Genomic DNA, 18,381 nt, shown 5'->3' on the forward strand with positions numbered 1-18,381 from the left:
ACCAGCGTCCCCTCGACGACCGCGAGGCCCGCGCGTTCGACGAGATCGTGCAGGGCTACCGCCGCACCGCCCGCCGCCGACCCGCCGAGCCCGGGGCGCCGCGGCTGCGGTGGCGCACGGTCGTCCTGGTCCTCGCCGCGGCGTCGGTGTTCGCGCTGGTCACCGCCCTCCTGCCGGCACCGGCGAACCTGTGGAGCCCGGTCGTCGCCCTCGTCGCCGTCGCGATCGCCAGCGTGGTGTGGGCCGTGCGGGCCCACCGCCGGGACGGCCGTCCGTGACCGTCGCCGGCCGTCAGAGCTCGAGACCCGCCGGCGGGCCGGCCAACGCCTCCTTCAACGTGTGGCTCGGCGTGTCGGCGAGCACCTCGTCGTCATCGCCCTCGACCGCGTCGAGGATGCGCGCCGCGACGGCGGGCGCCGCGATCTTCGGCACGTCGAGGTGGGCGACCATGTCGGTGTCCATGAACCCCAGGTGCACGCCGACCACGTGCGTGCCCTGCGCGCGGAGCTCGGCCCGCGCGCTGTTGGTGAACGACCACGCGGCGGCCTTGGTCGCCCCGTAGGAGCCCGCCCACGGCGCCGCCGCCCAGGCCAGCGCCGAGAGCACGTTGACGACCGTGCCCCCGCCGCGACGCGCGAGCACGGGCGCGAACGCGCGCAGGACCGCGACCGGGCCCCAGTAGTTGGTCTCCATCTCGGCGCGGGCGCGCTCGGGGTCGGCGGTCAGCAGCGACCCGGCGCCACCGACGCCGGCGTTGTTGACGAGCAGGTCGACGTCGTCGGCCCGCGCGGCGGCCTCGCGGATCGTGCGCAGGTCGGTGACGTCGAGGCGCAGCGGCACGACCCGGGGGTCCGGGTGCGCGAGCCCGCCCGGGTCACGCGTGGCCGCGTAGACGGTGCCCGCCCCGCGGGCGAGCAGCTCCTCCACCAGCGCCGCGCCGAGGCCCCGGTTCGCGCCGGTGACCAGGGCGTTCGTCCCGGCGATGATCATCGGTCGATCCTCTCGACGATGGTGGCGTTGGCGGTCCCGCCGGCCTCGCACATCGTCTGCAGGCCGTAGCGCCCGCCGGTCTGCTCGAGCACGCCGAGCAGGGTGGTGGCGAGGCGGGCGCCGCTCGCGCCGAGCGGGTGCCCGATCGCGATGGCGCCGCCGTGGACGTTGACCCGGGCCGGGTCCGCGCCGGTCTCGGCGAGCCAGGCCAGCACCACCGACGCGAACGCCTCGTTGACCTCGAACGCGTCGATGTCGCCCAGCGCGAGCCCGGCGCGGGCGAGGACCTTCGCGGTGGCCGGGATGATCCCGGTGAGCATGAGGACCGGGTCGTCGCCGGTGACGGTGGCCGTGTGCACGCGCGCCCGGGGCGTCCAGCCGTGGGCGGCCGCGATCTCGGAGGTCGTGACGAGCAGGGCGGCGGCGCCGTCGTTGACCGGGCTCGCATTGCCGGCGGTCACCGTCCAGTCGAGCGGGCCGAAGCGCTCGGTCCAGCGCGGGTCGGCGAACGCGGGGCGCAGGCCGGCCAGCGCATCGGCCGTGGTGCCGGGGCGGACGGTCTCGTCGGTCTCGAGCTGGGCGACCGACCCGTCGGCGCGGGTGGCCTTGAGCGGCGCGACCTCGCCGGCGAAGCGGCCGTCGGCCCACGCCGCGGCGGCCTTCTGGTGGCTGGCCAGGCCGAACTCGTCGAGCCGGCCGCGCGAGAAGCCCCAGCGCCGGGCGATGAGCTCGGCGCTCACGCCCTGCGGGACGAGCCCGGGCGCGTAGCGGGCGCCGACCGACGGGCCGGCGACGTCCTGGCGCACCCCGTCGACCTGCGTCTGGCTCCCGATCGGGATCCGCGACATCGACTCGACGCCGGAGGCGATCGCGATGTCGTAGGCCCCGGCGACCACGCCCTGGGCGGCGAACGACAGCGCCTGCTGGCTCGAGCCGCACTGCCGGTCCACCGTCACCCCGGGCACCGACTCCGGGAAGCCCGCGGCGAGCGCCGCGAAGCGCGTGGTGTTGCCGCTCTGCTCACCGACCTGCCCGACCGCGCCGCCGACGACGTCGTCCACCTCGGCGGGGTCGAGCCCCGTCCGGTCGACCAGCGCCCGCAGGACGTGCGCGTGCAGCTCCACCGGGTGCACCCCGGCGTAGGCCCCGCTCGGCTTGCCCTTCGCGAGCGGGGTGCGTACGGCGTCGACGATGACCGCGTCCCTCATGGCTCCTCCTCCGAGACGGACCGGGCGGTCCCGGACCGATCGGTCCCGATCGTGCTCCCCGGGACGCCGAGAAGCAACCGACCGTCGCGCCGGTCACGTGCCCGGCCGGTCACCCCGTCCCGCGGCACGCAGCCGCAGCGCCGAGACCAGGAAGAACACACCTCCGAGCAGGGCGTAGCCGGCCACGCCCACGAGCGACGCCGCCGGCGCCGTGAGGACGAACCCCACCCCGGCCAGCACCGAGAGGCCCCCGCTGGCGACCATCGCCCACCGCCCGCCCAGCCGGCGCCGCCGGACGGCGAGGACGAGCTGCACGAGGCCGGCCACGACCGCCCAGGCACCCCACACCCGCAGGACGGCCGGCACGCCGGAGGACAGGGCGACGGCGAGGCCGACGGCGGCGACCAGACTGATCGCCACGTTGGTGACCAGCGCCCCGATCGGCCCGCCGGCCCTCCCGTGCCGGGCGTCGACGACTGCGGCCGCCGCGTCGACCACCGGGTACAGCACGAGCAGCACGGCGGCGGCCACGCCGGCGCTCGACGCGGTGAGGAGCAGCAGGACCGCCCAGACGAGGGCGAAGGCGGCCCGGGCGGCGTGGAGCCGCCGGAGGGTGGCCGCGCCCCCGGGCGCGACGGGGGCGGTGGTGCCGGTGGCGGTGGCGGTCATGGCGGGTTCCCTCTCGTGGACGGCGCATCCCCGACGAGCATCGCGGGATGAGTAGAAAGACCGTTCTCTCTTGCGTGTGCCGCCGAGGCTGGCACACCCTGCCGGAGACGACAAGACCGACCGTTCTTTCTGTTACCGTCGACATGTGTCGACACCGACCCGCGCCGGCCGCTCCGGCCCCTCCGAGGCCCGGGAACGCCTGCTGACGACGGCGAGCGGGCTCTTCTACCGGGAGGGGATCCGGGCCGTCGGGGTCGAGCGGATCCTCACCGAGGTGCCGACGACGCGGGCGACGTTCTACCGGCACTTCCCCTCGAAGGAGGACCTCGTCCTGGCCTACCTGGCCGGGGTCGACGCCCGCACCCGCGCGGGGGTGGAGGCCGCCACCGACGGCGCGGCGTCGCCCGCCGACGCGCTGCGGGCCATCGGCGCCACCGTCACCGACGACCTGACCGATCCGGGCTTCCGCGGCTGCGCGTTCCTCAAGGCCGCCGCCGAGTACCCCGATCCCGACGACCCCGTGCGGCGGCTGATCCTCGACCACCGCGCCTGGTACGTGGCCACGCTGACCGCGCTGTTCGCCCAGGTCTTCGAGGACTCACCGCGACGCGGCCGGCCGGAGGACGCCGCGGCGCACTTCGCGATGATGCGCGACGGCGCGATGACCGGCGCCTCCCTCGACGGCGCCGAGAACGTCGGCGCGGCGTTCCGGCGGGGCCTCGAGGGCCTGCTCACCCTCCTCCACTGACCCGCGCCTCCACCCGGGGGCGCGGCGGGTTCCGCACCCCACGGCGCCCCCGTGCCCGATCAGCGGGTGACGTGCCGGGTGGGCCGGTAGACGAGCTCCTGGGTGTGCCCGTCGAGGGTCCGGTGCTCGAGCAGCTCGAGGTCGAAGTCGTCCATGCCCCCGAGGACCGGCTCCGTGCCCGTCCGCCCCGTGATCACGGGGAAGATCGTGATCTGGAGGCGGTCGACCAGCCCGGCGGCCATGAGCACCCGGTTCAGCGTGAGGCTGCCGTGCGAGCGCAGCGGCACGTCGGACTCCCGCTTGAGCCGGGTGACGACCTCGACGGCGTCGCCGCTCGCCACCGTCGCGTCCGGCCAGTCGAGCGGGCCCTGCAGCGTCGACGACACCACGGTCAGCGGCATCGCGCGCATGCGGTCGACCCACGGGTCGCGGACCTCGGACTCCTCGGTGCTCTCGGCCAGCATCGACGCGAACGCCCGGTACGTGGTGGCTCCGAAGACCATCCGCTGGGGCGTGGCGAACGAGGCGAGGCGGTGGTCGAGGAGCTCGGGGCCCTGCTTGCCCCAGTAGCCGCCCCAGTCGCCGTCGGGACCGTACGAGCCGTAGCCGTCGAGGCTGGCGAAGACGTCGAGGGTGTAGGTGGCGGTCACGGTGTCCTCCGTCGGACGGGTGGGCCGGCCCGGTGCCGGCCCTCACCCTGGCGACGAACGGCGGCCGGCCGGATTCGACATCGGCATCGCGCGGTTCGTCGGGGAGACTGCGAGCACCCGCGGCACGTCGAGGAGAGGGGCGACCTCATGGCTCCCGGAGCTCGACGATGAGTCGACGCGCGTCGACAGATGCTAGTGTCCCGTCGTGGAAGCCAACGAGAACCTCGCGTTCGACGCCCTGTCGGACCGGATTCGTCGGCGCATCCTCAGCGTCCTCGGCGAGGAGGGCGAGCTCAGCGTCGGCGAGATCGTGGCGCACATCGACGCGGTGGGCCGCACGACCGTGTCCAGCCACCTGCGCGTCCTGCGCACGAGCGGCGTGGTCATCGAGCGCAAGAGCGGCCGCAACCGGTACTACTCGCTCGACCGTGAGGGCACCGCGCGCGACGCGTTCACCTACCTGCAGTCCCTGCTGCAGGCCGGCCTCGACGCGGTCGAGACCTCCGCGTCCGACACCTCGACGCCCCCAGCCGACGCGGAGGACCGCGGGCACGGCACCGGCTGACGGCGCACGCCGGCGATGAGCACGTTCGTCGCGGCCGACCGGGTGGTCGACCTCCCGGTCGAGCGGGCCTTCGCGCTGTTCGGCGACGCGGACGCCCCGGGCTGGCTGTTCGGCGCGCGCTGTGACCGCGTCGTGCCGGGGGCGGCCGTCAGCCTGCACCTGCCCGCCGACGGGCGCGGGTTCGGCGGCGACCTGTGGATCCTCGGCCGCTTCTCCCGGGTCACCGCGGGTTCCGTGGTCGAGATCGAGCACACGCAGCCCTGGCGCGGGCGGCTGGTGGTGCGCTTCCGCGGCGTCGGCCCCCGCCGCACCCGCGTCGTCGTGCAGATGACGCTGCCGCCATCCGGGGTGGACTGGCTCATGCACCGCGCCGGCGTGCCCCTCCCCGAGCCGGACGACGACCGGGCCGTGCGCATCGGCACCCTGAGCACCATGTCCGGGGCCGGCGCCGTCTTCGCCGCCTCCTCCCAGGCCATGGCGGAGCTCGCCGTCGCCGAGGTCAACGCCGACGGCGGCGTCGCGGGCCGCCCGCTCGCCCTCCTGACCGCCGACGACGCCACGGACCCCGAGCAGGCCGCCCGGGAGGCCCGCCGGATGGCGCGCCTGGGCTGCCGGGCGATCTTCGTCAACTGCACGTCGGCGAGCTTCGAGGCCGCCCGCGACGCGCTCGCGCTCACGGACGTGCTGCTGGTGCACTCGGTCATCAACGAGGGTGGCGGCGAGACGTCGCGCGCGATCCGGCTCGCCGAGCGGCCGCGCACCCAGGTGGAGGCGCTGATCGCGCCCATGATGCGGGCCTCGGGGGCGCGGCGGTGGTTCCTGGTCGGCCACAGCTACGTCTGGTCCACCGGCGCGCACGCGGACGCGCGCGCCGCGATCGCGCGCGCGGGCGGCCACGTCGCCGGGGAACGGCTCGCCCCGATCGGCGCCACCGACTTCGCCACCGTCATCGAGGCCGTGCAGGCCTCGGGCGCCGACCTCCTGCTGTCGTCGCTCAACGGCGAGAGCGAGGTCGCGTTCCAGCGGCAGTCCCAGGCCGCGGGCCTGCGGGAGACCGTGCAGGCCGCGTCGCTGGTCCTCGACGAGTCCACGCTGTCCCACATCGGGGAGCGGGCGGCGGAGGGCCTGCGCACCGCGCTCGCCTACTTTCAGCACGGACCGGCCGACGGCAACGGCGAGCTGCTCTCGCGCTACCGCTCCGCCCACGGCCCCTGGGCCCCGCCCATCACGACGCTCTCCGAGACCGTCTACGAGGCCATCCACCAGTACGCGCGCGTCCTCCACCGCGACCCGGACGGGCGGGCCGAGGGCCACGGCCGCGCCCTGCTCACCCGCACCAGCGCCGGCTGCGACGCCGTCGGCGCGCGCACCCTCGTCGCGCCGTCGCTCTACACCGCGGTCGCCTCGCGCGCGGAGCTGCACATCGACGACGTCGTCACGACGCCACCGCTTCCCCGGGCTCCCCGGCTCGTGACGGGTGGCGTGCGTCGAAGCCCCCGAAGCGCCAGATGAGCGCGGCGCCGCCCCACACGACGACGAAGAACCCGACGATGACGTACCCGAGCAGCTCGAACTCGTCGGCCAGGCCGGCGTAGCCGGCGAGGGCGGTCATCCCGAGGTCGTCGGCCAGCACGCCGGCGAGGTAGACGCTCGCGATGAACCCGGCGACGGTGACGGTCGCCGCGGTGGTGGCGATGTTGTAGAACAGCCGCCGCGCGGGGTTGCGGTTCGACCACGCGTAGGCCACCGACATCAGCACGCCGTCGACGGTGTCGAACGCGCTCATGCCGGCGGCGAACAGCAGCGGCAGCGTCAGGGCGGCCACCAGGGGCGCCCCGCCCGCGGTGCCGCCCGTGGTGGACGCCGTCGTGGCCGACAGCGTGAGCAGGGTGACCTCGGAGGCCGTCTCGAGCCCGAGGCCGAACAGGATGCCCAGCGGGTACATGTGCCACGAGTGCTTGATCAGCGACCGGGCGCGGCCCCCCAGGATGCGGTTGACCAGACCCCGGTCGAGCAGCTGCCGCTCGAGCCCGGCCTCGTCGAGACGGCCGGCGCGCAGGTCGAACCACGCCCCGACGACGCCCTTGAGGACGAGCGCGTTGAGCACCGCGACCAGGCCGAGGAAGACCATGGCGACGACGGTCGAGACGGCGCCGCCGACCTCGCGCCACCGGTCGATCGTCCCGGTGGTCACCGCGGCGCCGGCCGCGGCGGCGACGACGAGCGACAGCACCACGACCACCGACGAGTGCCCCATCGCGAAGAAGAAGCCGACGCCGACCGGGCGCCGGCCGCGCTGGACCATCAGCCGCGTGGTGTCGTCGATCGCGGCGATGTGGTCGGCGTCGAAGGCGTGCCGGACGCCCAGCACGTAGGCCAGCACCCCGGCCCCGGCGAACGCGCCGGCGCCGAGCGGACCCGAGGTCAGCGACAGGTAGAGCGTCCACCCGACGACGTGCAGCACCGCGATCACGGCGACGATCGCCGAGAGCTGCAGGCGCTCGCGTGACGACCACCGGGGCACCGCGGCGACGGCTGACGTCACGAGGGGCTCCTTCCGACGGCGGGCGGGCCGACGCTAAGGCTCGTGAGCTGCACATGTCGATAGAAGTCGTCGCATCGGGGGGCCCGACACACGGCGGCAACGCCGTCACGTGATCGGAACCTGTGGATGCGTTCATCCGCATTGACATATCTGGGTGGGGCTTCCTAGCGTGCGCCGGGTCACACCCACTGACGCCCGCACCCGACTGCCCTGAAGGGACGCGCCATGCCTCTCCCCGACCCGGACCGCGCCGCGCTGGGAGCCGTCGCCGAGCACTACGGGCTCGGGCTGTCGGGGGACGAGATCGACGAGTACGCGCCCGTGGTGCAGGGACTGCTGGGCTCGTGGAACGCGGTGGAGGAGCTCTACCGGGCCGAGGCGGCGCCGAGCGCCCCGCAGCGCGCGTGGTCACGGCCCGAGACGGGCGAGAACCCCTACAACGCCTGGTACGTCACGACCTCGATCACCGGGTCCTCGTCGGGCCCGCTCGCGGGGCGGACGGTGGCGGTCAAGGACAACACCGCTGTCGCCGGGGTGCCGATGACCAACGGGTCGGCGCTGGTCGAGGGCTACGTGCCCGCCGAGGACGCGACGATCGTGACGCGCCTCCTCGAGGCCGGCGCCACGATCGCGGGCAAGGCCGTCTGCGAGGACCTCTGCTTCTCCGGGGCCTCGATCACCGCCAGCACCGGGCACGTGGAGAACCCCTGGGACACCACCCGGACCGCCGGCGCGTCCTCGAGCGGGAGCGGCGCGCTGGTCGCGGGCGGGCACGTCGACATGGCCACCGGCGGCGACCAGGGCGGCTCGATCCGCATCCCCGCCGCCAACTGCGGCCTCGTCGGGCACAAGCCGACCTGGGGCCTCGTCCCCTACACCGGCGCCTTCCCCATCGAGGCCACCGTCGACCACGTCGGCCCGATGACGCGCACCGTGCACGACGCCGCGCTCATGCTCTCGGTCATCGCCGGGCGCGACGGCCGCGACCCCCGCCAGCCGGCCGACCTCGTCCCGGACGACTACCTCGCCGCGCTCGACGCGGGCGCCCGGGGCCTGCGGGTCGGCGTCGTGCGCGAGGGCTTCGGGCGGGACGAGTCCGAGCCGGCGGTGGACGACACCGTCCGCACGGCGGTCACCGCCCTCGCCGACGCCGGCATGCAGGTCAGCGAGGTCTCGGTGCCGTGGCACCTGCACGGGCCGAGGATCTGGGACGTCATCGCGAGCGAGGGCGCCTGCTCGCAGATGATCGACAACTTCGGGTACGGCCTGAACTGGAAGGGCCACTACGACCCGGAGCTGATGGACCACTTCGGCGCGCGGTGGGCCGAGGACGGCACCCGGTTCGCGGTGACGGTGACGCTGGTCCTGCTGGCCGGCCGGTACGGCCTGCAGACCGGGCACGGCCGGTACTACGCGATGGCCCAGAACCTGGCCCCGAAGCTGGCCGGGGCCTACGACGCGGCCCTCGCCGACGTGGACCTGCTGGTCATGCCGACCCTCCCCCTGCGGCCCACCGTCCGCCCCGCCGCGGACGCCCGGCCGCCGGAGATCCTCGCCCGCGCCCTCGAGATGCTCGGCAACACCTGCCCGTTCGACGTCACCGGGCACCCGGCGATCTCGGTGCCCGCGGGTCTCGCCGACGGGCTGCCCGTCGGGATGATGCTGGTCGGCCGCCCCTTCGAGGACGCCACCGTGCTGCGCGCCGCGCACGCCTTCGAGCAGGCCGTCGGCGGCTTCCCGTCGCCCTCGCAGAGCGCCGTCCCCGCCTGAGTCGTCCCCCCACCCCGGTACCACCCGAGCAGACGCGAGCAGACGCGAGCAGAGAGGCATCACCGATGGACGGAATCCACGACCTCGGCGGCAAGCAGGGGCACGGCCCGGTCGTCCACCCCGAGGACGAGCCCGTGTTCGGGTCGGAGTGGGAGCGCAGCGTCCTGACGATGTTCCCGGCGATGGCCCTGGCCGGGGCGTTCAACATCGACCAGTTCCGTCACGGCATGGAGCAGATCCCCGCGGCGGAGTACCTGACCTCGCGGTACTACGAGCACTGGATGCACTCGATGGTGCACCACGGCACCCAGGCGGGGATCTTCGACCCGGACGAGCTCGAGCGGCGCACGCAGCACTACCTCGCCCACCCCGAGGAGGGCGCGCCGAAGGCGTCGAAGCCCGAGCTCGTCGAGACGCTCAAGCAGCTGATCCCGACCGGGATGGACGCCCGTCGCGAGGCCGACATCGCCCCGGCGTACCGCGTCGGCGACCGGGTCCGCGTCCGGCCCGACGCCTCCACGACCCACACCCGCCGCGCCGGCTACGTGCGTGGTCACGTCGGCGAGATCACCCACGCGCACGGCACCTACGTCTACCCGGACTCGAGCGCCGCGGGGCTGGGCGACGACCCGCAGCACCTCTACACGGTGCGGTTCGACGCCGCGGACATCTGGGGCGACGAGCCCGGGGCGGCGAACACGGTGCTGCACATCGACCTGTGGGAGCCGTACCTCACCACCCCCTGACCCCTCCCCCGCACGCACCGAAGGGACGCCGACATGACGTCGACGCACGAGAAGATCCAGCCGGTCGAGGGCCTCGCCAAGCACAGCGACGAGGAGCTGGCCGCCCGCGCCAAGGCGATGGAGTCGATCCTGGTCGAGAAGGGGATCATCGGCTCCGACGCGATCGACTACATGTCCTCGGTCTACGAGAACGAGGTCGGCCCGCAGCTCGGCGCCCAGGTCGTCGCCAAGGCCTGGACGGACCCGGAGTTCAAGCAGCGGCTGCTCGCCGACGCCACCGAGGCCTGCAAGGAGCTCGGCTTCTCCGGGATGCAGGGCGAGGAGATGACCGCCCTCGAGAACACCGACGACGTCCACCACCTGGTCGTCTGCACGCTGTGCTCCTGCTACCCGTGGCCGGTGCTGGGCCTGCCCCCGAACTGGTACAAGTACCCCGCCTACCGGGCCCGCGCGGTGCGCGATCCGCGCGGGGTGATGAAGGAGTTCGGGCTCGACCTGCCCGACAGCGTCGAGGTCCGCGTGTGGGACTCCAGCGCCGAGCTGCGCTACTTCGTGCTCCCGCAGCGCCCCGCCGGCACGGACGGCTGGACCGAGGAACAGCTGGCGGCCCTCGTCACCCGCGACGCGATGATCGGTGTCGGCGACGTCCGCCACCCGGAGGGCTGAGGTGCAGACGATCAACGAACGGCCCTCGCCGGACACCAAGCCGCGCGTCGACTCGCTCGTCGACGTGCTGCCGTTCAACGACCGCATCCCCCGCCACGACGGCGAGGTCGCCTTCGACCACGCCTGGGAGATCCGCGCGTTCGCGATGACCGTCGCGCTGCACGAGCGGCTCGGGTTCCCGTGGGAGGAGTTCCAGGCCGAGCTGATCGGGGCGATCGAGCGCTGGGAGGCCGCGCAGTCCGACCTGGCGCAGTGGAGCTACTACGAGCGGTGGCTCGCCGCGCTCGAGGAGCTCGCCCGCGGCAAGGGGTGGGTGACCGGCGACGAGCTCGACAGCAGGACACGGGAGATCCTCGACCAGCCGTCGACGAAGGACCACCACCACGCCGTCCGCGACCCCGTGGCGATCGTCCCCGCCGGTCGGGACGCATGACGGGCCCCGACGAGCCGATCACCACCGAGACCGTGGCCGCGGCCGCGGTCCTCGCCGGACTCCCGCTCGGCGAGGACCGCGCCGCGGCGGTCGCCGGCCTGCTCGCGGCGTGGATCCCCGCCGCCAACGCGCTCAGCGCGCGGATGCAGGTCGAGGCGGTGCGGCCGCTCATGCCCACCACCGTGTTCGGCCAGCCACCCGCCGACGGAGGGACCGACCGGTGAGCGACGGCGAGCTGCTCGACCGGACCCTCACCGAGTCCGCCGCCCTCATCGCCGACGGGGAGCTCTCGCCCGTCGAGCTGGTGGAGGCCACGCTGCGGCGCATCGACGCGATCGCGGAGACGCACGCCTACATCTCGGTGTGCGGCGACCAGGCCCTCGAGGTGGCCCGCGCCAGCGAGACGATGATCCGCGCGGGCCACCGGATCGGCCCGCTGCACGGCGTGCCGATCGCCCTCAAGGACAACATCGACGTCCGGGGACAGGTCACCACCGCCGGGAGCAGGATCCTCGCGGACCACCGCCCCGACGCCGACGCCACGGTCGTGCGTCGGCTGCGCGCCGCCGGCGCGATCATCGTGGGCAAGACGAACATGCACGAGTTCGCCTGGGGCGGCACGTCCGCCAACCCGCACCACGGCTTCGTCACCAACCCCTGGGACACCGGCCGGATGCCGGGCGGCTCGAGCGGCGGCTCCGGCGTCGCCGTGGCGGCCCGCGCGTGCGCCGCGGCGCTGGGCACCGACACCGGCGGCTCGGTGCGGCTCCCGTCGGCGATCAACGGCGTGACCGGGCTGCGGCCCACCATCGGGCGGGTCAGCAACCACGGCGTGGTGCCGCTGGCCTGGAGCATGGACACCGTCGGCCCGATCGCGCGCACGGCCGCGGACTGCGCGGTGGTGTTCGACGCGCTGGCGGGCTTCGACGCCGACGACGCCGGGTCGATCGAGCGGCCCGTGGTCGACCACACCCGGGACCTGGAGGCGGGCGTCGACGGCCTGCGGGTCGGCGTCATCGAGGGCTACTCGCTGCACCACCTCCAGCCCGCGGTCGACAAGGCGGTCCGCGAGGCGCTCGGGGTCCTCACGTCGCTCGGTGCGCGGACGGTCGACGTCGCCGTCGCGGACATCGAGGGCAACATCTCCGCGCAGCTGACGGTCGAGGCCGCCGAGCCGAGCACCTACCACCAGCGCTGGCTCCGGGAGCGCCCCGAGGACTACGGCGACGACGTCCGCCTGCTCCTCGAGGCGGGCGAGCTGCTGCTGGCCACGCAGTACCTGCAGGCCCAGCGCTACCGCGCGCTGCTGCGTCGTCAGACGCTCGAGGCCCTGACCCGCGCCGACGTGCTCGCGTGCCCGACGCTGCCGTTCACGGCCACGCCGCTCGGGGAGACGACCGTCGAGATCGATCCCGGCGCACCGGAGGACATGCTCTCGGCGATCATGCAGTTCACGGGGCTGCCGTCGCTGACGGGGCTGCCCGCGATCAGCGTGCCGTGCGGGTTCGACGCCGACGGGCTCCCGATCGGGATGCAGCTCATCGGGCGTCCGTTCGAGGAGGCGACGCTGTTCCGCGCGGCCGCGGCCTTCCAGGCCGGCACCGCGTTCCACCAGCAGGTGCCCGCGCTGGTCGCCGGGCGCTGAGCCGTCCCGGGCCCACGTCGACGACATCGGGGCGCCCGCGGCAACCTGCCGGCGGCCCGGTCGCGGTTGCGGCCCCGCACCCGACGGGCAACCAGCGGGATGACCGGTGCACCCGACCGCGGCCCGACGCGGGACGACCTGGCCGCGGAGCACGACCGCAGCCGCCACCACCACCAGCAGCAGGGTCCCCGCACGCGGCGGGACGAGAAGGCGCCCACGGACGGCCGGGGCCGGCGGGCCCTCGCCGTCGGCGTCGCGGTGCTGCTGGTCCTCGTCGCCCTGGCGCTCGTCATCGGGCTCGTCGTGCTCTGATCCGGCGAGAGGCCTTCTCACCCGGACGGTCGATGATCCCGGTCTCGGCGGACCTCGATGATGACGCGGTGTCACGCCTGCGGCCCCGGAGCGACGGCGGCGCCCTGGTCGACCTCGCCGGCCCGGGATCCGGCAACGGCCGCGTCCACCACACCGTCCCGCCGCGGGCGGGCGCCGAGGAGCCGTGATGGACCGGGCCACCCCGACCGGGACACCCGAGTACGTCGCGGAGGTCGCCGAGACGGCGTCGGGGCCGGTCGAGTACGCCGTCGTCGGCACCGGGACGCCGGTCGTCGTCGTGCACGGCAGCCCCGGTGGCATCGACGCCGCGGCCCTCATGGCGCGGATCCTCCCCCGCGACGGTGTCGCGGCGATCCTGCTCTCGCGCCCCGGCTACCTGCGCACGCCGCTCGCGGGCCGGGAGGGCATCGACGAGCAGGCCGACCTGCTCGCCGCGCTGCTCGACCACCTCGGCATCGACCGCGCCGGCGTCTACACGTGGTCCGGCGGCGGACCCGCCGGCTACCGGCTCGCCGTCCGCCACCCCCGGCGCGTCACCGCCCTCGTCGCGAACGCCGCCGTGAGCCGGGCGTACGAGGCGCCCCGCCAGGACCTCGCGACCCGGCTGATGTTCACCACCGCGCCGGGCCAGTGGCTCCTGCGCCTGCTCGCCGCCCACCAGCCCGAGCAGTACATCCGCGGTGCGCTCGCGAGCGAGGGCGATCTCACCGAGGAGCAGCTCGCGCAGCGCGTGCAGGAGGTCCTCGCCGACCCGGCCAAGCGCGACCTCGCCCTCGCGCTCGGCCCGACCGCCGTCCCCGACGCCCACCGCCGCGCCGGCTACCGCAACGACCTCGACCGGTTCGCCGCGATCACCTCGCTGGAGCTGGAGAAGGTGGCCGCGCCGACGCTGGTCGTGCAGGGCAGCGCCGACAGCGACGTGCCCCCGGCGGACAGCACCTTCGCCGCGGACACCATCCCCGACGCCGAGCTGCTCACCCTCGACACCGGCACCCACCTCGCCCTGTACACCCACCCCGACGCCGCCGCCGCGCAGGCGCGCGTCGTCGCGTTCCTGCAGGGGCGGTAGGCGCCCACCGCACCGACCGAGGGTGAGAACCGGATGACCACACTGACGTTCCCCGACGGCCAGGTGATCGCCGTCGAGACCTCCGCGCCCGACTTCGTCTTCTCCGCCGTGCTCCCGCCCCGCCACACCGGTCCGCCGGCCCACCGGCACCGGCACGAGCGGGAGGTCTTCACGGTCGAGTCGGGGCAGCTGGTCGTCCGGCTGGGCCGGGAGCGCCGGCTGCTGCAGCCCGGCGAGACCGTCGTCGTCCCGCCGGGCACCACCCACGCGTTCGCCAACCCGTTCGGCGAGCCGGTCCGGCTGCGCACCGTGGAGAGCCCGGCCGGTCCGTTGCAGGCCCAGCTGCGCGCCCTCGCCGCGTCCGCGGGACGCCCGCCGCTGCGCGAACTGGCCCGGATCAACGCCGAGCACGACTGGTCGTTCACCGTCGCCGGCCTCCCCGACCCGCCGCAGCGGGCGCTGTGGTGGCTCCTCGCGCACCTCGGGCGGCGGGCCGGCGACTGCCGGTGATCGCGCGCCGGACCGCCGAGGGTCAGCGGGACGGGGCGGGGCGACGGGGACGCGGGCCGCGGGTCCAGGTGGCGGTGTCGTTCCGTTCCCTCCGTGGGTACTTCTCTTCGCATGGCGTCCACACAAGAGCGCGACGAGCGTGAGCACGTCACCGAGGACACCTCCACGCGCATCGGTGACGACCTGGCGCGCACCCTCGAACAGGCCGCGCGCGACCTGCTGGAACGCGGCGAGGAGGAGGGCGTCGAGCACACCCTCGCGCTCGTGGTCCGGGGTGCGATCCAGACGGTGCCCCACGTCGAGCAGGCCGGCATCTCGCTGGTCGAGGAGGGCCGCCGGGTCGAGGCGCACGTCCCCAGCGACGACGTCGTCCGCCGCATCGACGAGCTGCAGAACGAGCTCGGTGAGGGCCCGTGCCTCGACTCCATCTGGTACGAGCAGCGCACCGTCATCGACGACATGAGCGAGGCGGAGCACCGGTGGCCGCGCTACGCGAAAGCGGCGCAGGACCTCGGCATCGGCTCGCTCATGTCGTTCCAGCTCTTCGCCCAGCGCGGCAGCGCCGGAGCGCTGAACCTCTACGCCTCGCGACCCCACGTCTTCGACGAGAGCACCACCGACGCCGGCCGGCTCTTCGCCGCGCAGGCCGCGCTGGTGCTCCACGGCGCCCAGCGCATCCAGGGCCTGCACACCGCCCTGGAGAGCCGGGACGTCATCGGGCAGGCCAAGGGCATCCTCATGGAACGCTTCGGCGTCGGGCAGGCGCAGGCCTTCTCGATGCTCGTCGAGTCGTCCCAGAACACGAACATGAAGCTGGTCAAGGTCGCCGAGTGGCTCACCGGCGAGGCGGAGAAGAAGGGCAGGAGCGGCAACCGCTGAGGCGGACCAGCGGTCGGGTCGACCCGTCAGCGGACCTCATGGCGCCGCCGCGACCGTCGCCGCAGCGCGAGGATCTCGCGGATCGCCATGAGCAGCGCGAACACCGCGAAGACGAGCCCGAGGACCTCGGCGTCGAGGGCCAGCCCGAGGAGGGCCCCGGCGACGACGCCGGGCGCGGCGGTCAGCCCGAGCAGCCAGCCCCAGCGCGCCGAGGCCGTCCCCTGGCGGACGTGGACCACCGAGCCGACGATCGTGTTCGGGATGAACATCAGCAACGACGTCCCCGCGGCGACGTGCAGCTCCACGCCGAAGAGCAGCACGAGGGCGGGGACCGCGAGCAACCCGCCGCCCAGGCCCATCGCACCCGACCACGCCCCGATCACCAGCCCGACCAGGACGGTCGTCGGGACGACGAACCACGGGTCCGCGAGGAGGTCCGCCGGCACAAGCGCCTGGCTGAAGAGCGCCGGGTCGACGGCGTCGAGCGTGAACTTGCCCGCGGTCAGCAGCAGGATCGCGATGAGCAGGACGCGCAGCACCGTCTCCCGGGCGCGGGCGAGCAGCCACGGCCCGAGCAGCCCGCCGAACGTGCCGCCGACGAGCATCCCGGTCCCGACCCGCAGGTCCAGCGCGCCGCCGCCGACCGCGTAGGCCGCGGCGCCGGCCACGCAGACGCCGATGTTGGCGATGGTCGAGGTGCCGTGGACCCGGGCGCGGGTCATCGCCGTGAAGCGGTCCAGCGCGGGCACGAAGAGCACCCCGCTGCCGCCGCCGATCAGCCCGCCGACGACCCCGCCGACCAGCCCGATCGTCGCGATCCCCGCGCGGGAGCCGCCCTCGCTCCCGACGTCGTGCGCCGTGCCGCTCGCGCGGGCCACGGCGACTCCTCTCGCGGGCCGGTCACGGGCCCGACGACCGCGCCTCCTCGGGCGCGCGCACTGACGCGACGACCCTAGCGACCGCCCGGACGGGCCGGGCCGCCTCTCGACGACCCGCAGGCGGCACGGCCGCCGCGCCGCCGAGGGCGGTCACGCCACCGCGCGCCGCCGACGCCCGTACACCCCGACGTGGCTGCTGACGTCGAGCAGGAACGCGAGCACGAGCCACAGGACGTCGAGGCCGCCGACGCCGCCGGGCACGACCAGCACGTACACCAGCGTCGTCCACGGCAGGAACAGGAAGCCGAGGATCGGCACCAGCAGCGTCCCGAACGCGGCGTCCCACACCAGCGGCGCCAGGAGCCACCAGACGAGGATGACGGCGCGGGGCCCGAGGAGCAGCAGGATGATGAGGAGGCACACGCGACCGTCGTAGTGCGCGCGCACCCGGGCCGTCCCCACCCGCGGGGGATGAAGCCGGCCTCACGGCACGAGGGCGCGCACCTCCGCCTCGACGCCCTGGAGCGCCGCGACCAGCGAGCCCGCGTCGGGGTCCTCGAGCCAGCGGGTGATGGCCTCGGTGACGCAGGCGATGCCGATCCCGGCGATGAGCCGGGCCTGCTCGCGCCGGTACCCGCGGCGCTCGAGCTCGTCGACCAGCAGCTGCTGCATCGCTGCGTGCTTCATGCCCTCCCGCCCCTGCAGGGCCGGGGTCCGGGCGGTGACCCGGGCCCGCCGGACCATGAGGTCCCGGTCGGGCTCGACGATCTCGGCCACCTGGCGTGCCGCCTCGGCGAAGATCTCGGCCGGGCTCGCCCCCGCGGGCACGGCGGCCGCGATGCGGGCCATCTCCGTGTGGAGCTCCTCGTCCTTGGCGAAGAGGAAGTCCTCCTTGTCGGCGAAGTGCCGGTAGAGGGTGCGCGGCCCCACCTCGGCGGCCTCGGCCACCGCGGCGACGGTCACCGCGTCGTACCCGTGCTCGTCGAAGAGCCGCGCCGCCGCGGCCACGATGGCGTCGCGGGTGCGCTGCTTCTTGACCTCGCGCAGGGACGGCGTGCTCACCGCCCCATCCTGGCACACGACGCCGAGTGGCACACTTTGCCATTTGGCACGAGATGCCGCTAGCGTGGCCGCCATGCGCATCCTCATCACCGGGGCCACCTGCGGCCTCGGCCTCGCCACCGCCCGCTCCCTCGCCCGCCGCGGCGCCGAGGTCGTCGTCAGCGGACGCGACCCCGCCGCGGTCACCCGCGTCGCCGGCGAGATCGGTGGCATCCCCGTCGTCCTCGACCTCGCCCACCCGGAGCACGTGCGCGAGGTGGCGGCCGAGCTGCCCGTCCTCGACGCCATGATCGCCAACGCGGGCGTGCAGTTCCCCGGCCCGCCGACGTTCACCGCCGACGGCGTCGAGGAGACCCTCGCGATCAACGTCCTCGGCCACGTCGCCCTGATCGACGCCCTCGTGACGACCCCGCACCCGCCGGCCCAGGTCGTGCTCCTGGGCTCGGGCACCCATGTGCCGGGCCTCACGGCGCTCATCCCGGACCCGGTGGAGGACCTCGACCTCGGGGCGCTCGCCCGCGGGGAGATGGCGCGCGCGAGCGGCCCGCAGCGCTACAGCACCTCGAAGCTGCACACGACCGCGCTCACCGGCGCCTACGCGCGGGCGTACCCCGCCACGCACTGGACCTGCTACGACCCCGGGCTCATGCCCGACACCGGCCTCGCCCGCGCCCGGCCCGCGTGGCAGCTGGGCGCCCTCCGCGTGCTCAGCGCCCCGCTTGTGGCGCTGGCGCCGTTCGCGGTCTCGGCTGAGCAGTCGGGCGCGACGCTCGCGAGCCTCGTCCTCAACCCGACCGGCCCGTCCGGCGGCGTCCTCGACCACCGCCGCGGCTTCGGTGACCGGTCGGCGCGCGCGGCCGACCCGGCCTACCAGGACGGCCTGTTGGCCGCGGCGCGCGAGCTGCTGGCCCCCGCGCCCGTGTAGCGCCGAGGGCGCGACCTGCCCTGGTCCCCGGCGCCGCTGTGAAGAGAATCGACCGCATTTGGGCTACGCGGCCTTGTCGAGGGTGACGCG

General features: G+C 74.8%; 23 protein-coding genes. 15 read left to right on the forward strand and 8 right to left on the reverse strand.

Translation table 11 applies throughout. The features are described 5' to 3' along the window. Window positions 1-278: hypothetical protein (locus tag PH190_RS30000; RefSeq protein ID WP_274235211.1), on the forward strand; the 278-nt coding region annotated here is incomplete at its 5' end. A gap of 13 nt (window positions 279-291) precedes the next feature. On the opposite strand, the gene PH190_RS30005 is transcribed toward PH190_RS30000, so the two are convergent. The 3 genes from PH190_RS30005 to PH190_RS30015 all read right to left on the reverse strand — a co-directional run bounded on the left by PH190_RS30005 (window position 292) and on the right by PH190_RS30015 (window position 2,867). Further along, window positions 292-990, reverse strand: a complete 699-nt coding sequence (locus PH190_RS30005) for an SDR family oxidoreductase (RefSeq protein WP_274235212.1) — start codon at window positions 988-990, stop codon at window positions 292-294. Beyond that, window positions 987-2,198: a thiolase family protein gene (locus tag PH190_RS30010; protein WP_274235213.1), complete on the reverse strand. Its 1,212-nt coding sequence runs from the start codon at window positions 2,196-2,198 to the stop codon at window positions 987-989. The genes PH190_RS30005 and PH190_RS30010 overlap by 4 nt, the downstream gene beginning before the upstream one ends. A gap of 93 nt (window positions 2,199-2,291) precedes the next feature. Next, window positions 2,292-2,867, reverse strand: a complete 576-nt coding sequence (locus PH190_RS30015) for a hypothetical protein (protein WP_274235214.1) — start codon at window positions 2,865-2,867, stop codon at window positions 2,292-2,294. Between the two features lie 145 nt (window positions 2,868-3,012). Between PH190_RS30015 and PH190_RS30020 the strand changes: the two genes are divergently transcribed. Further along, complete coding sequence (locus PH190_RS30020; protein ID WP_274235215.1) at window positions 3,013-3,615, forward strand: TetR/AcrR family transcriptional regulator; 603 nt, start codon at window positions 3,013-3,015, stop codon at window positions 3,613-3,615. 59 nt (window positions 3,616-3,674) lie between these two features. Here the strand turns inward: PH190_RS30020 and PH190_RS30025 are convergent, their stop codons facing one another. Then, window positions 3,675-4,265, reverse strand: a complete 591-nt coding sequence (locus tag PH190_RS30025) for a dihydrofolate reductase family protein (RefSeq protein WP_274235216.1) — start codon at window positions 4,263-4,265, stop codon at window positions 3,675-3,677. Window positions 4,266-4,470: 205 nt separating this feature from the next. Between PH190_RS30025 and PH190_RS30030 the strand changes: the two genes are divergently transcribed. Both PH190_RS30030 and PH190_RS30035 read left to right on the forward strand, forming a co-directional pair. After that, window positions 4,471-4,830 carry an ArsR/SmtB family transcription factor gene (locus PH190_RS30030; RefSeq protein ID WP_274235217.1) on the forward strand — a complete coding sequence of 120 codons (360 nt, stop codon included), beginning with the start codon at window positions 4,471-4,473 and terminating at the stop codon, window positions 4,828-4,830. Between the two features lie 15 nt (window positions 4,831-4,845). Beyond that, on the forward strand, window positions 4,846-6,342 hold the full coding sequence (locus PH190_RS30035) for an ABC transporter substrate-binding protein (RefSeq protein WP_274235218.1): 1,497 nt from the start codon (window positions 4,846-4,848) through the stop codon (window positions 6,340-6,342). On the opposite strand, the gene PH190_RS30040 is transcribed toward PH190_RS30035, so the two are convergent. Beyond that, the gene (locus PH190_RS30040; RefSeq protein ID WP_274235219.1) at window positions 6,266-7,375 is read right to left on the reverse strand and encodes a HoxN/HupN/NixA family nickel/cobalt transporter; all 1,110 of its coding nucleotides are present in this window, start codon (window positions 7,373-7,375) and stop codon (window positions 6,266-6,268) included. The two genes, PH190_RS30035 and PH190_RS30040, sit on opposite strands and share 77 nt — an antisense overlap. 225 nt (window positions 7,376-7,600) lie before the next feature. On the opposite strand from PH190_RS30040, the gene PH190_RS30045 reads away from it, so the two are divergent. The 10 genes from PH190_RS30045 to PH190_RS30090 all read left to right on the forward strand — a co-directional run bounded on the left by PH190_RS30045 (window position 7,601) and on the right by PH190_RS30090 (window position 15,426). Further along, window positions 7,601-9,145: an amidase gene (locus tag PH190_RS30045; RefSeq protein WP_274235220.1), complete on the forward strand. Its 1,545-nt coding sequence runs from the start codon at window positions 7,601-7,603 to the stop codon at window positions 9,143-9,145. 65 nt (window positions 9,146-9,210) lie between these two features. Further along, the gene (nthB, locus tag PH190_RS30050) at window positions 9,211-9,891 is read left to right on the forward strand and encodes a nitrile hydratase subunit beta (protein ID WP_274235221.1); all 681 of its coding nucleotides are present in this window, start codon (window positions 9,211-9,213) and stop codon (window positions 9,889-9,891) included. A 33-nt stretch (window positions 9,892-9,924) separates the two neighbouring features. Continuing rightward, window positions 9,925-10,557 (forward strand): nitrile hydratase subunit alpha, encoded by a 633-nt coding sequence (gene nthA, locus PH190_RS30055; protein WP_274235222.1) that lies wholly within the window; start codon window positions 9,925-9,927, stop codon window positions 10,555-10,557. A 1-nt stretch (window position 10,558) separates the two neighbouring features. Further along, window positions 10,559-10,990 carry a nitrile hydratase accessory protein gene (locus PH190_RS30060; RefSeq protein ID WP_274235223.1) on the forward strand — a complete coding sequence of 144 codons (432 nt, stop codon included), beginning with the start codon at window positions 10,559-10,561 and terminating at the stop codon, window positions 10,988-10,990. Continuing rightward, window positions 10,987-11,214 (forward strand): hypothetical protein, encoded by a 228-nt coding sequence (locus tag PH190_RS30065; RefSeq protein WP_274235224.1) that lies wholly within the window; start codon window positions 10,987-10,989, stop codon window positions 11,212-11,214. Before PH190_RS30060 ends, PH190_RS30065 begins: the two co-directional genes overlap by 4 nt. Beyond that, window positions 11,211-12,635 (forward strand): amidase, encoded by a 1,425-nt coding sequence (locus PH190_RS30070; protein WP_274235225.1) that lies wholly within the window; start codon window positions 11,211-11,213, stop codon window positions 12,633-12,635. The genes PH190_RS30065 and PH190_RS30070 overlap by 4 nt, the downstream gene beginning before the upstream one ends. A gap of 99 nt (window positions 12,636-12,734) precedes the next feature. Next, window positions 12,735-12,947: a hypothetical protein gene (locus PH190_RS30075; protein WP_274235226.1), complete on the forward strand. Its 213-nt coding sequence runs from the start codon at window positions 12,735-12,737 to the stop codon at window positions 12,945-12,947. Between the two features lie 187 nt (window positions 12,948-13,134). Continuing rightward, the gene (locus PH190_RS30080; protein WP_274235227.1) at window positions 13,135-14,037 is read left to right on the forward strand and encodes an alpha/beta fold hydrolase; all 903 of its coding nucleotides are present in this window, start codon (window positions 13,135-13,137) and stop codon (window positions 14,035-14,037) included. Between the two features lie 33 nt (window positions 14,038-14,070). Beyond that, the gene (locus PH190_RS30085; protein WP_274235228.1) at window positions 14,071-14,547 is read left to right on the forward strand and encodes a cupin domain-containing protein; all 477 of its coding nucleotides are present in this window, start codon (window positions 14,071-14,073) and stop codon (window positions 14,545-14,547) included. Between the two features lie 111 nt (window positions 14,548-14,658). Beyond that, on the forward strand, window positions 14,659-15,426 hold the full coding sequence (locus PH190_RS30090) for a GAF and ANTAR domain-containing protein (RefSeq protein ID WP_274235229.1): 768 nt from the start codon (window positions 14,659-14,661) through the stop codon (window positions 15,424-15,426). Window positions 15,427-15,452: 26 nt separating this feature from the next. Here PH190_RS30090 and PH190_RS30095 read toward each other — a convergent pair whose 3' ends face one another. The 3 genes from PH190_RS30095 to PH190_RS30105 all read right to left on the reverse strand — a co-directional run bounded on the left by PH190_RS30095 (window position 15,453) and on the right by PH190_RS30105 (window position 17,366). Further along, complete coding sequence (locus PH190_RS30095; RefSeq protein ID WP_274235230.1) at window positions 15,453-16,304, reverse strand: sulfite exporter TauE/SafE family protein; 852 nt, start codon at window positions 16,302-16,304, stop codon at window positions 15,453-15,455. 150 nt (window positions 16,305-16,454) lie between these two features. Continuing rightward, a complete protein-coding gene (locus tag PH190_RS30100) occupies window positions 16,455-16,727 on the reverse strand; it encodes a hypothetical protein (protein WP_274235231.1) in 273 nt (90 codons plus the stop codon). A 60-nt stretch (window positions 16,728-16,787) separates the two neighbouring features. Next, window positions 16,788-17,366: a TetR/AcrR family transcriptional regulator gene (locus PH190_RS30105; RefSeq protein ID WP_274235232.1), complete on the reverse strand. Its 579-nt coding sequence runs from the start codon at window positions 17,364-17,366 to the stop codon at window positions 16,788-16,790. 73 nt (window positions 17,367-17,439) lie between these two features. Here PH190_RS30105 and PH190_RS30110 point away from each other — a divergent pair, with 73 nt between their 5' ends. Further along, on the forward strand, window positions 17,440-18,291 hold the full coding sequence (locus PH190_RS30110; RefSeq protein ID WP_274235233.1) for an SDR family NAD(P)-dependent oxidoreductase: 852 nt from the start codon (window positions 17,440-17,442) through the stop codon (window positions 18,289-18,291). Window positions 18,292-18,381 lie beyond the last annotated feature (90 nt).

The sequence above is a fragment of the Actinomycetospora straminea genome (assembly GCF_028737255.1).
Classification (GTDB): domain Bacteria; phylum Actinomycetota; class Actinomycetes; order Mycobacteriales; family Pseudonocardiaceae; genus Actinomycetospora; species Actinomycetospora straminea.

What these genes read in the sequence shown, in the direction of transcription:
- nthA (WP_274235222.1), top strand. Translation starts at nt 9,925, where the DNA reads ATGACGTCGACGCACGAGAAGATCCAGCCGGTCGAGGGCCTCGCCAAG.
- PH190_RS30045 (WP_274235220.1), top strand. Translation starts at nt 7,601, where the DNA reads ATGCCTCTCCCCGACCCGGACCGCGCCGCGCTGGGAGCCGTCGCCGAG.
- PH190_RS30065 (WP_274235224.1), top strand. Translation starts at nt 10,987, where the DNA reads ATGACGGGCCCCGACGAGCCGATCACCACCGAGACCGTGGCCGCGGCC.
- PH190_RS30085 (WP_274235228.1), top strand. Translation starts at nt 14,071, where the DNA reads ATGACCACACTGACGTTCCCCGACGGCCAGGTGATCGCCGTCGAGACC.
- PH190_RS30080 (WP_274235227.1), top strand. Translation starts at nt 13,135, where the DNA reads ATGGACCGGGCCACCCCGACCGGGACACCCGAGTACGTCGCGGAGGTC.
- PH190_RS30015 (WP_274235214.1), bottom strand. Translation starts at nt 2,867, where the DNA reads ATGACCGCCACCGCCACCGGCACCACCGCCCCCGTCGCGCCCGGGGGC.
- nthB (WP_274235221.1), top strand. Translation starts at nt 9,211, where the DNA reads ATGGACGGAATCCACGACCTCGGCGGCAAGCAGGGGCACGGCCCGGTC.
- PH190_RS30010 (WP_274235213.1), bottom strand. Translation starts at nt 2,198, where the DNA reads ATGAGGGACGCGGTCATCGTCGACGCCGTACGCACCCCGCTCGCGAAG.
- PH190_RS30110 (WP_274235233.1), top strand. Translation starts at nt 17,440, where the DNA reads ATGCGCATCCTCATCACCGGGGCCACCTGCGGCCTCGGCCTCGCCACC.
- PH190_RS30005 (WP_274235212.1), bottom strand. Translation starts at nt 990, where the DNA reads ATGATCATCGCCGGGACGAACGCCCTGGTCACCGGCGCGAACCGGGGC.
- PH190_RS30035 (WP_274235218.1), top strand. Translation starts at nt 4,846, where the DNA reads ATGAGCACGTTCGTCGCGGCCGACCGGGTGGTCGACCTCCCGGTCGAG.
- PH190_RS30075 (WP_274235226.1), top strand. Translation starts at nt 12,735, where the DNA reads ATGACCGGTGCACCCGACCGCGGCCCGACGCGGGACGACCTGGCCGCG.
- PH190_RS30090 (WP_274235229.1), top strand. Translation starts at nt 14,659, where the DNA reads ATGGCGTCCACACAAGAGCGCGACGAGCGTGAGCACGTCACCGAGGAC.